Source organism: Ruegeria sp. CJ9 (assembly GCF_056536625.1).
The window spans coordinates 263,039-273,453 of sequence record NZ_JBQFPY010000005.1 but is presented as its reverse complement, the minus strand read 5'-3'; the positions used below and the strand labels follow the sequence as shown (position 1 = coordinate 273,453).

12 protein-coding genes are annotated in these 10,415 nt (G+C 60.0%); 3 read left to right on the top strand and 9 right to left on the bottom strand.

Annotated elements, in window-relative coordinates:
- Positions 1–2: 2 nt before the first annotated feature.
- The 4 genes from ACR0AJ_RS12830 to ACR0AJ_RS12815 are packed head-to-tail and all read right to left on the bottom strand — an operon-like array spanning position 3 to position 2,918.
- Positions 3–905: an OmpA family protein gene (locus ACR0AJ_RS12830; protein ID WP_170349773.1), complete on the bottom strand. Its 903-nt coding sequence runs from the start codon at positions 903–905 to the stop codon at positions 3–5.
- Positions 902–1,474: a peroxidase-related enzyme gene (locus tag ACR0AJ_RS12825; protein ID WP_480647739.1), complete on the bottom strand. Its 573-nt coding sequence runs from the start codon at positions 1,472–1,474 to the stop codon at positions 902–904. The genes ACR0AJ_RS12830 and ACR0AJ_RS12825 overlap by 4 nt, the downstream gene beginning before the upstream one ends.
- On the bottom strand, positions 1,471–2,199 hold the full coding sequence (locus tag ACR0AJ_RS12820; protein WP_480647737.1) for a GNAT family N-acetyltransferase: 729 nt from the start codon (positions 2,197–2,199) through the stop codon (positions 1,471–1,473). Before ACR0AJ_RS12820 ends, ACR0AJ_RS12825 begins: the two co-directional genes overlap by 4 nt.
- On the bottom strand, positions 2,196–2,918 hold the full coding sequence (locus tag ACR0AJ_RS12815; protein ID WP_170349770.1) for a competence/damage-inducible protein A: 723 nt from the start codon (positions 2,916–2,918) through the stop codon (positions 2,196–2,198). The genes ACR0AJ_RS12820 and ACR0AJ_RS12815 overlap by 4 nt, the downstream gene beginning before the upstream one ends.
- A gap of 52 nt (positions 2,919–2,970) precedes the next feature.
- On the opposite strand from ACR0AJ_RS12815, the gene sfsA reads away from it, so the two are divergent.
- On the top strand, positions 2,971–3,678 hold the full coding sequence (gene sfsA / locus ACR0AJ_RS12810) for a DNA/RNA nuclease SfsA (RefSeq protein ID WP_480741017.1): 708 nt from the start codon (positions 2,971–2,973) through the stop codon (positions 3,676–3,678).
- 105 nt (positions 3,679–3,783) lie between these two features.
- Positions 3,784–4,926 carry an amidohydrolase gene (locus tag ACR0AJ_RS12805; protein WP_480741016.1) on the top strand — a complete coding sequence of 381 codons (1,143 nt, stop codon included), beginning with the start codon at positions 3,784–3,786 and terminating at the stop codon, positions 4,924–4,926.
- A gap of 37 nt (positions 4,927–4,963) precedes the next feature.
- Here ACR0AJ_RS12805 and ACR0AJ_RS12800 read toward each other — a convergent pair whose 3' ends face one another.
- Positions 4,964–6,652 (bottom strand): tetratricopeptide repeat-containing sulfotransferase family protein, encoded by a 1,689-nt coding sequence (locus tag ACR0AJ_RS12800; RefSeq protein WP_170349767.1) that lies wholly within the window; start codon positions 6,650–6,652, stop codon positions 4,964–4,966.
- Between the two features lie 191 nt (positions 6,653–6,843).
- Between ACR0AJ_RS12800 and map the strand changes: the two genes are divergently transcribed.
- On the top strand, positions 6,844–7,656 hold the full coding sequence (map, locus tag ACR0AJ_RS12795; protein WP_480647731.1) for a type I methionyl aminopeptidase: 813 nt from the start codon (positions 6,844–6,846) through the stop codon (positions 7,654–7,656).
- Here map and ACR0AJ_RS12790 read toward each other — a convergent pair.
- The 4 genes from ACR0AJ_RS12790 to ACR0AJ_RS12775 form a co-directional block, all read right to left on the bottom strand.
- The gene (locus ACR0AJ_RS12790; protein WP_170349765.1) at positions 7,644–7,823 is read right to left on the bottom strand and encodes a hypothetical protein; all 180 of its coding nucleotides are present in this window, start codon (positions 7,821–7,823) and stop codon (positions 7,644–7,646) included. The genes map and ACR0AJ_RS12790 overlap by 13 nt on opposite strands.
- 24 nt (positions 7,824–7,847) lie before the next feature.
- Positions 7,848–8,483, bottom strand: a complete 636-nt coding sequence (locus ACR0AJ_RS12785; RefSeq protein WP_425081353.1) for an HAD family hydrolase — start codon at positions 8,481–8,483, stop codon at positions 7,848–7,850.
- Between the two features lie 86 nt (positions 8,484–8,569).
- Positions 8,570–9,127 (bottom strand): 16S rRNA (guanine(966)-N(2))-methyltransferase RsmD, encoded by a 558-nt coding sequence (gene rsmD, locus ACR0AJ_RS12780; protein WP_170376240.1) that lies wholly within the window; start codon positions 9,125–9,127, stop codon positions 8,570–8,572.
- Positions 9,124–10,335, bottom strand: coding sequence for an NAD(P)/FAD-dependent oxidoreductase (locus ACR0AJ_RS12775; RefSeq protein ID WP_170349762.1), 1,212 nt, complete (start codon positions 10,333–10,335; stop codon positions 9,124–9,126). Before ACR0AJ_RS12775 ends, rsmD begins: the two co-directional genes overlap by 4 nt.
- Between the last annotated feature and the right edge of the window lie 80 nt (positions 10,336–10,415).

Here is a 10,415-nt window from a genome sequence, read left to right as displayed (position 1 = left end):
GATCAATTGACCAGCAATACGGCCTCAACCCGGCGATTCAGGTCGCGCCCTTCGGCGGTCGCGTTTGACGTCAACGGCGCCAGATACCCAATCCCCCGCGCCTCAAGCCGGTCGGCGGCAACCCCATGCGCCTCGATCAGGCGGGTTCGCACCGCTTGCGCCCGACCCGTGCTAACCGAGATATTAGCATCCAGCGCGCCGGTATCATCTGTGTGGCCCACCAACGCCAGCCGCGTACCCGGATTGTCGGCCAAATACCCGGCAATCAAATCCAGAGAGGCAAAGAGCCCGTCACCCAGCGTGATCTCACCGGTACGGAAATGCAGGTCGTCCAGAATCACATGCCCGTTCTGGGCCAATTCGCTCAGCAGGCCGTCCGAACCACTGACCGTTTCCTCAATCACCAGCGGCGGCGGAGCAGCGACACCAACCGGGGTGACACGGATCATCTGCACATAGCCGCTGGGCGGGTTGCGGCTGACCAGCAGGCTCAGCACCTCATCCCCGCGCGTGGCAGCCAAGAAGCGATAATCCTGGATCGAGACATACATGTCGGGGGTCGGCACCACCTCGGTCCCGAAGCGGAAATCGAACCCGCCGCAGTTCCGAGCCTCGCATTCGAACAAAACCTCATAGCCCTGCGCGATGATCTGTTCACGCAATGGCGCCAACAATTGCAACGTGGTGCTAGAGCCCGATTGCACACGCCATGTGATGCGCTCAATCTGCCCTTCGACGTGGCGCACGGGCAGGCTGCCATCGGCAAAGGGGCCAGTTGGCAGATCGTAACTGTCCAAGGGGCTGACACGGTCGCTGAGTTGACGTGCGCCGCTAGGCAGGGTCAGGTCTTGCGCGGCAAGCGGTCCGGCCAGCAACACCAGGATCAGAAAGGCAATTCGGGTCATCGGGCCTGCGCGTGATATTCGTCGTTCGGGGCCATGGCCGTAGCACTGGCAACCCGGTTCGACATGTTGAAAAATCCGGTGACATTGGCAAGGTCCCAGATATCCCGGTCTGTCAGCCCGACATCCCGTAGGTGTTGGCGATCGGGCTCTTCGATCTCGGCGCTGGAAGTCGTGATTTTGGCGGCGAAATCCAGCAGCGCGCGCTGTCGCGGGTCCAGTGGCGCCACACGGTAGTTCATCACCAGCATCTCACCCAGTTGAGGATCGCCCGACAATTGCCGCACCGCTGCGCCATGGGCCACAAGGCAGTAAAAGCATTTGTTGATCGCCGACACGACCACGGCGATCATTTCCCGTTCCAGCTTGCTCAGCCCACTGTCGCCCAGCATCAGATCGTTATACGTCGCCGTAAATGCGTTCAGCTTGTCGATATCAAACGCATAGGCCCGCAGCACATTCGGTACAAAGCCCAGCTTTTCCACACAGATATCAAAGTATTTCTGCGTCTCGGGCGGCAGCGGGTCCACCATCGGCAAATTCAGCGCGGTGGGCATATTCTGGTCGGTCACGTCAGGCTCTCTCCTTGGACAAGCTGACGGTAGTGGTATTCGCCGACAATCTCCATCCCAAGTGCGTGATAAAGCCCGTTGGCCGCAGCATTCGCCTTGGTGCAGATCACGCTGAGTGTTTCGGCACCGTTTTCCTGTGCCCAAAAGGCTGCCGCGCGCATCGCCCAGGCACCCAACCCGTGTCGCCGGTGCTGCGGCAGAACCTCAAGCGCGTGAACCATCGCAACACCGTCCTGTATCGCGACAAATACAGTACCGACGGGTTGATCGTCGCGGCGCAGCAGCAGCCCTGTTTTTAGGCCTTTCACCCGATCCATCACGGAAACCCGCGCCGGGCCAATTCCCCCCTGCGCCCAGATTTCACGCATGATCGCAAGGGGTTCCGGCGTGGGAAAGACCATCACGCGCGGGATCGGTGTATCGGTGAGGTGGCCTGTCGGACAGGCATAGATGTTAACCGGATCCAGAACCTCATACCCGCGCGCGGCAAGCTGAGCATCCAATGCCTCATCCCCCGGACGCAGACAGAACAGGTGCTTTTGCCCCATCGCCTGCATCGCAGCCTCGGCACCGTTGATATCAGCTTCGGTCACCGGACCCAATGCACTGGCCGCTGACACCCGCGATCCGCCGCCCTGCCCTTGTCGCAGCTGAAACGGACCCAGCCGTTCATAGCCCGCAGCGGGCCAGGTGCCGTCAACGATGTCGGGCCAGTTGACGCTCACAGATCAAGCTCTTTCGCCAACCGGGTGACAGCCGCGTCGATCCGCGCCCCGTCTGTGCCGCGCACAACCACGTTCGCCCCAAACACGCCGTTGATCTGGTACGGGTAGCTGCCGATGGACAGGTCCGAGAAATCTTCAGCTAAGGCGGACAGCGGGCCCGCGATATCACCCTCACCACGTTCCACGCGCAGGGTTTGCGACAACAACGGGCTGCCACCGGTCAGGCCGGGCAACACGCTGGCAACCATCGCCTGAAACACCGAGGGCACCCCGGCCATCACATGCACGTTCTGAATGGTGAACCCCGGCGCGGTCGAAACCGGATTGTCGATCAGCGCCGCCCCGTCCGGAATGCGCGCCATACGCAGGCGGGCCGCGTTCAACTCCTGCCCGGATTTGTCATAGCGGGCCTGCAACAAAGCGCGCGCATCCTCGCGCACGTCGATAGGCGTGTCGAACGCACGGGCAATGCTGTCGGCGGTGATATCGTCATGGGTCGGGCCGATCCCACCGCTGGTAAAGACATTGTCATAGGCTTCCGACAACGCCTTGACCGCCGTTTCAATGGCGGATGCGTCGTCGCTGACAATGCGCACCTCTTTCAGATCGATGCCATGTTTGGTCAGTTCACCGGCGAGGTAATGCATATTCGCATCTCGGGTGCGGCCTGAAAGGATTTCATCCCCGATCACCAGCATTGCAGCGGTTGGATTGGCCATGGCGCGTGCCTCCCTCTTGATCGACCTTTGGGGCAGGTATAGGCCCTGAGGCATGAAATTTGAAACCCCCCTTGTCCCCGCCCGCCTGATCCGACGCTACAAACGCTTCCTGGCCGATTGCACGTTGGAGGACGGGCGCGAGGTGACCGCACACTGCGCCAATCCGGGCTCAATGATGGGTCTGGCGGAGCCGGGTGGGAAAATCTGGCTTGAGCCCAATGACGACCCGAAGAAGAAACTGAAATACGGCTGGCGTTTGGTCGATCATGAAAATGGACACTTTACCGGGGTCGACACCTCGGTTCCCAACAAAGCCCTGCGCGCGACACTGGAAGCTGGTGAGATTCCGGAACTTGCTGCCTATAGGACCGTCCGCCCCGAGGTGAAATACGGCGAAAACAGCCGCATCGACTTTTTATTGACCCAACCGGGCCTGCCAGATGCCTATGTCGAGGTTAAAAGCGTCACCCTGTCTCGCCAACCGGGACTGGCCGAGTTCCCGGACAGCGTCACTGCGCGCGGCACAAAACATCTGGGCGAATTGGCGGAGATGGCGGCGCAGGGGCACCGCGCGATCATGCTGTATCTGATGCAGCGCACCGATTGCGACCGGTTCGCGCTGGCCGCGGATATCGACCCAGCCTACGCGGCCGCGTTCGAGGTCGCGCAGGGGCAAGGGGTCGAGCGGCTGATTTACGGCACGCGCATTGCACCCACCGAAATCACGGTCGGCGAAAGGATTTGGGCGCAACCCGGATAAGGCCGGATTTTATCTGTTGCGCCCGTTGCCATTTCCCGGTCCGCGCGTTTGACTATGCCCGGGTCACCCGCACCAACGATTTACCAACCAGTCAGGGGAACGCACTTGGAGTCCAATCAAGAAAAGCTAGTTGCCTTGCGGCAAGATTTTCACCGCTTTCCGGAACTTGGGTTCGATGAGACACGTACCAAGGCCAAAGTAGCGGAATTTTTGCGCGACCTTGGGCTGGACGTTCACGAAGGCGTCGGCGTCGTGGGGGTGTTGAAAGCGGGTACAGGCAACCGGGCCATCGGGCTGCGCGCTGATATGGATGCCCTGCCAATCCATGAGACCAGCCAGCACGATTACCCTTCGGAGACCGACGGCGTGATGCATGCCTGTGGGCATGACGGCCACATGTCGATGTTGCTGGGCGCCGCGAAGGAACTGGCTGCTGATCCCGGCTTCGATGGCACCATAGTTTTTTTGTTCCAGCCCAATGAAGAACATGGGCTCGGCGCGCGGGCGATGATTGATGAAGGGATTCTGGAACAGTTTCCGGTGGACGAGATCTATGCCATTCACAACCTTCCCGGTGCCCCTGTCGGGCAGGTATCGACGCGGATCGGGTTGATCTGTTCCTCAGAAAGCCTGTTCGAGATTGCAATCACCGGTCAGGGGGGTCATGCCTCGATGCCGCAAGCAGGGCGCGATGCGATAACCATTGGCGCGGACATGGTGCAGGCATTGCAGACCATCGTATCGCGTAAACTTGCCCCCGGTGCCGGGGCAGTGGTGTCAGTAACCGAGTTTCTGACCGATGGGCAACGCAATGTTCTGCCGGGACATGCGACTTTGAAAGGCGACGTACGCGCCCGCAGCCCCGAAGACCGCATCACCATCGAGGGCCTGATGCGCGAAATCGCACGCGGTGTGGCCATCGCGCACGGGGTCTCGGTCGATGTCATGTTCAACACGGAATTCATCGAAACAATTAATGCCGAGGAACCCACACAGGCCGTTGTTCGGACCGCACGATTCATCGGCGCCGACACCATCCCCGACTGCCAACCCATGAGCTTTTCCGAAGATTTCGCTCATTTCAGCGCGGCCGTTCCGGGCTGTTTTCTGCTGATGGGAAATGGCGAAACCGGACCGCATGGGCAACCGCTGCACTCCAGCGATTACGATTTCAATGATGAATTGCTGCTCTTGGGGGTCGATTTCTGGACTGCGCTTGCGCGCGATCGTTTGCCCGCAAGGGATTGAACCGAAGCGGCCACAATGGATAAGGGCGCAACCGGTTTCAGGCTTGCTGTTCCTCAGCATCGCCCGGCGCATCCAGAAACTCTGCCCACAACTCGGCATCCAGTCCGTTCACAAACGGCTCGAACTCATCTGTCACCGCCTGCCAGCCCCCGACCGAGGCGGCATTGACCGGCTTGCGCGCCTGTAGGTTACTGGCCGTCTTAATCGCGTTCGGGGACTTGTCCGGTGACAGCATCGCGTCCTCAAAGGACAGATCGCAAATCTGAGCCAGTTCTTTTGCGGTTTCTTCCAGATTGCCTACCAACGTCTCGTACCGAACGTCGTGAATGCGCCCGGGCAGTACCTTGTGCCAGTGCCGCATATAGCGCTGATACCGGTTGGCCTCGGCCGCCATCCAGTCCAGGTCATGGGTGAAATACAACCCGCCCGCGCCAAAATTCGCGCGCCACATGGACAGCGCGACATCGCGCGGGTCTCGCAGCACGTTAAAAATCACGGCATTGGGGAAAGCTTGCGCAATCTCACCCAAAAAAGCGTAGTTGCCCGGTGCTTTGTCCACAAAAGCCACTGCGCCATTTGTCAACGAAGGCAGCTTACCCGTGTAGAAATCGGCCAGATTATGAGCCTCGCGCCATTCGGGTGGTTGCGCTTCGGCCTGTCTGGCCCATTGGTGTACTGATGCCAGCTCACCCAAACCCTGAACAGCAGAGTGACGGCCCAGAATACGCTCGACCAGCGTGGTGCCCGACCGGGGTAGACCAACCACAAAAATCGGCCGGGTACTGCCCTTGGATGGTTTGGGCTGGGCAGCGGGCAATGGCGCAGCCAGCCGTTTATCGCATTCCTGCACGCTGCGTTCTTCCCAAGAGTCAAACCCCGCACGCTGCATCAAATGAGCCTCAGACAGGTGCTGCATTTCAAGCGGTGTGTTCTTTTCGCGGCGTGCCAGGCTGGCCGCAGCAAAGCATACCATCACAGCATCCTTAGGGTTTGGCACGCCGCGCTCCAGCGCAGCTGCGATCTGCGTCTTCAGCGTTGCGGCATCCTCGAAGGTCAGGTTGGGCAACCCCGCCATCATCTCAAGCGCCTCGGGGTGACCAGGCGCTTGCACCAGGGCTGTGCGTAGGTTCTTTAACACCTCGCCAAGCTGGCCCAAACCCAACTGAGATCTGGCAAGACGCAACAGGCCGGGAAGAAACCGCGGGTTTTTTCGAACCAGCGTATTCAACATGTCTACAGCACTATCCCATTGCTGCAACGCGTCCAGAATGTCCGCCTTCAGAATTTGCGCATTCACATTGGCGGGTTCGCGCTTCAGGACTTGTTCGATGGCTACAAGGGCCATTTCCGCTTCTTGCTCTTGCAGCAGGGCCAACGCCTGAATGAACAGCTGCGCCGGGCTGAGAGGACCACGTGCGCTGATTTTTTCCAGAAACTTCAAGGCAGCAGCCGGTTCGCCGCCTTGAATCAAGCTCAGGCCATAGTTCTGGATAAGTTCGGCATTGCCGGGGTCCAGCCGCCAAGCGCGTTCAAAATAAATCTGGGCCTGCTTGAAGTTCTGCTGCTGAATTGCGCACAGACCGGCAATTCGGGGCAACGCCGCAGCCTTAGGCCATTTCTTGGCCGCCTTGGTGGCGCGTTTAAAGGCCTGATCCAGCCGACCAGCCTGGAGAAGCGCGCTGATATTGGTGATCTCGGCCCTCAACTGGTCTGCTTTTCTTTGCATTTGCACGCCTTCTCCTGTTTCGCGCACCCGCGCAGCCTTGCTTTGTGCTAGTTGAAAATTACCTGAGGGTCTATATGCGATCAGGTACCAGACCGGGCGCGGACTTGACATTACGACCCAACGCCCTCTGGTACTTTCTGCACAAGCAGCGTAAAAGGAGTGCTGCGCGAAACATTTGGAGCCTCGCATCCATGAAAGAACATCGTGGCCGTCTGACCAAGGATGGCATCCGCATCTATGAACAGGGTGACTTTGCCGGCATGCACGCGGCAGGGGCACTGGCGGCGCGGATACTCGACGATATTGCGGATCATGTCTTTCCCGGCCAAACAACCGGTGAGATCGACCGCCTGATCACTCAGATGGTCGAGGATGCAGGCGCAACGTCGGCCACCATAGGCTACAAGGGCTATCAGCACGCAAGCTGTATCAGCGTGAATCATGTGGTCTGCCACGGCATCCCAGGCGACAAGCGCCTGAAGGATGGCGACATCCTGAATATCGACGTTACCGTCATCGTTGACGGCTGGTTCGGCGATACTTCGCGCATGTTCGTGGCCGGCAAACTGCCCCGCAAGGCAGAGCGTCTGATTCAGGTGACCCATGATGCGCTGTTCAAAGGCATTGAGATGGTCAAGCCGGGCAACACCTTCGGCGATATCGGCCACGCGATTCAGGCTTATGTCGAGGCGCACCGGATGAGCGTTGTCCGCGATTTCTGTGGCCACGGGTTGGGTCGTGTGTTCCACGCCCCGCCCAACGTGCTGCACTATGGCCGTCCGGGGACCGGAGCGAAGCTGGAAGAAGGCATGCTCTTCACCATCGAGCCGATGGTCAATCTGGGCCGCCCCGAGACCAAAACGCTGGCCGATGACTGGACCGCCGTGACCCGTGACAAGTCACTATCGGCGCAGTTCGAACATTCGGTGGGTGTCACGGCAGATGGGGTTGAGATCTTTACCCTGTCACCGGGCAACAAGTTTCACCCAACCTATTCGTCCTGATTGACGGCCTGATCGCGCAATAGCTTCAGCAGCAATGTCTCATCCCTCCACGGCGTTACTGCGTCATGGATGAATACCGGCGCGCGCATGGGATTGCGTTCGGGGCCGGTAGTCGATTCCGTATCCTTTGAAAGGGTCCAGATCGGGGGATTTAAGGTACGGTCCATGCCCCGAATGCTAGCACGTCCAGGTCAGATTCCCAAAAGCGTCGGAACCTCGGCCATATCGGTAAAGACTTCGGCCCCAAGTTCCGCCAGCTTCTCGCCCTGCCCATGCGGCGCGTAGGCCAGACAGCGCATGCCCGCGCGTTTGGCTGCCATTACGCCGTTCTGGCTGTCTTCGATCACCACTGGTGCGGTGGCCCCGAATTGATCGGCGGCCGTCTGGAACATGACCGGATCAGGCTTGGCGGTTCCCAAGACATGGGCGGAGTACATTGCGCCGCTAAAACGCTCCCACAAACCGTTCTGGCCCAGAGTGATCTGCATTTTGTCGGGACTTCCATTTGACGCCACACAGAAGGGGATGCCCTTGGCATCCAGCGCGGTCAGCAGTTCCGGAATACCCGAAACCAGATCCACGCCCTGCCGCAAACGATCATAGGTTTCTGCATAAACCTCATCGACCCAATCTTCGGGCAGGTTTGCGCCCAGCGCACGGGCCTTGTCGCGCACTCCGGTCATTGTACCCCCAAGAAAGAACGCAACACTGTCTTCCAGCGTCAAGTTCAGCCCATACCGTCCAAGATTGTCGACCAGCACCTGATTGGACAGCGGTTCACTGTCCACAAGAACACCGTCGCAATCGAAAATGACCAGATCGTGCATGCCTGCCCTCTTTGTTTTGCACTGTGCCTAGCCAACCGTGCGCGCAGGTGCAAACCGGGTGTCAGCAGAACCTTGCCCGCAGGGTTTCAGCCTGAAACATTTCGCCACATCAACGAGATATGCGTGTCACCGTATTTCCGGCTGTCCTGCAGGTCGAACCCCTGCGGCGCTGCCATGGGGCTGTTTTCCTCCCACACGATCAGCGCGTCGTCGGCAATCCAGCCATGGGACAGGGCAGCGATGGCCTTTTGCCCCATGGATTTTCCATAAGGCGGATCCAGAAAGATCAGATCATAGGGCGCACCCGGATTTTCGCCCAGCCGCGTGGCGTCCCGGCGGATCAAGGTGGTGCGGTCGGCGCTGCGGGTCAGGTCGATATTCTTGCGGATCAGCCCCTGCGCCACCCGCCCGTCATCCACAAAGGTCACCCGTGCAGCGCCGCGCGACAGCGCCTCAAGCCCCAGCGCGCCGGTTCCGGCAAACAGGTCCAGAACGCGCAGCCCGTCAAAGTCGATCTGATGACCCAACACGTTGAACAGGCTTTCGCGCACCCGGTCGGTGGTGGGGCGCAAATGAGCGCCCGCATCCCCTTTGCCAACCGACGCCAAGGCCCGGCCCCGGAACTCTCCGGCGATGATCCTCACGCCTTGAGCAGCGGTTTCAGATCCGCGTCCGGGTCGGCGACCACGGCCGGATCAGCGGTTTTGCCCGCCTCAATCAGACGCTTGCCAACCATATAAGCGCGAGGATCATTCATCGCGTCAACGGCGATCAGCTGATCGCCGTTGTAGTACCAGAAGGACACGGTCTGACCGTCACCCTGACGGGTCACCACGCGGTCATAGCCGGTGTTCAGGCCCGCGATCTGCAGTTTGACGTCATACTGATCCGACCAGAACCACGGTGTCGCCACATAGTCCTTGGCTGCGCCCAGCATGTTTTGGGCTACGATCTCGGCCTGATCAATCGCGTTCGGCACGCTTTCCAGACGAATACGGGCATCGCCATGTGGGAAGGACGCGCAGTCGCCCGCCGCCCAGATCGCCGGATCAGAGGTTCGACCATGCGCATCGGTCTTAATGCCGTTCTCCAACTCAAGCCCTGCGATCTCGGCCAGTTGAGTAGATGGGACGATGCCGACACCGACAACAACAAAATCGACCTCGATCTCGGTGCCGTCGGTCAGAACCGCACCAACCACCTTGCCGTTGTCGCCCACCAGACGATCCAGCCCGACACCTTCGCGGATATCGGCGCCATATTCACTGTGCAATGCGCGGAAGTAATCGCTGGTCTCGGGCGCGGCCACCCGTTGCAGGATGCGGTCGGCCATCTCGACCAAAGTCACCTTGACCCCGCGCTTGGCGCAGACTGCCGCGGCCTCAAGCCCGATATAGCCGCCGCCCACGATCAGGGCGCGCGCGCCGTCTTTCACGCGGGGCTCCATCTCGTCGATATGGGCCAGATCGCGTACTACGTGGACACCTTCAAGATCACCGCCAATCGCGGCAGGCAGGTAGCGCGGGTCCGACCCGGTGGTCAGGGCCAGTTCGTCATATGCGATGACCTCATCCCCTACGGTCACGGTTTTGGCCTGCGGATCAATCGCCGTCACGCGTTGACCCAAACGTAGGGTAATATTGTTCTCGGCATAGAAACTTTCGGGCCGCAGGAACAGGCGCTCCAGCTCCATTTCACCCAGCAGATAAGCCTTGGACAGCGGCGGGCGCTGATAAGGCAGATGCGGCTCGGCCCCGATCAGAGTGACGTCCCCTTCGAACCCGTCTTTGCGCAGCCTGGCAACAAGCGACGACCCCGCCTGCCCGGCACCGATGACGACAATATGGCTCATGTTCCTCCCACCGCGTCGAATTCCCGTGGTCTCATCCACTCGACCACCTATATTGCGGCTGAGCCCGACTCTGCAAATCC

What these genes read in the sequence shown, in the direction of transcription:
- map (WP_480647731.1), top strand. Translation starts at nt 6,844, where the DNA reads ATGAAAGAACATCGTGGCCGTCTGACCAAGGATGGCATCCGCATCTAT.
- ACR0AJ_RS12830 (WP_170349773.1), bottom strand. Translation starts at nt 905, where the DNA reads ATGACCCGAATTGCCTTTCTGATCCTGGTGTTGCTGGCCGGACCGCTT.
- ACR0AJ_RS12775 (WP_170349762.1), bottom strand. Translation starts at nt 10,335, where the DNA reads ATGAGCCATATTGTCGTCATCGGTGCCGGGCAGGCGGGGTCGTCGCTT.
- ACR0AJ_RS12790 (WP_170349765.1), bottom strand. Translation starts at nt 7,823, where the DNA reads ATGGACCGTACCTTAAATCCCCCGATCTGGACCCTTTCAAAGGATACG.
- ACR0AJ_RS12815 (WP_170349770.1), bottom strand. Translation starts at nt 2,918, where the DNA reads ATGGCCAATCCAACCGCTGCAATGCTGGTGATCGGGGATGAAATCCTT.
- ACR0AJ_RS12800 (WP_170349767.1), bottom strand. Translation starts at nt 6,652, where the DNA reads ATGCAAAGAAAAGCAGACCAGTTGAGGGCCGAGATCACCAATATCAGC.
- sfsA (WP_480741017.1), top strand. Translation starts at nt 2,971, where the DNA reads ATGAAATTTGAAACCCCCCTTGTCCCCGCCCGCCTGATCCGACGCTAC.
- ACR0AJ_RS12785 (WP_425081353.1), bottom strand. Translation starts at nt 8,483, where the DNA reads ATGCACGATCTGGTCATTTTCGATTGCGACGGTGTTCTTGTGGACAGT.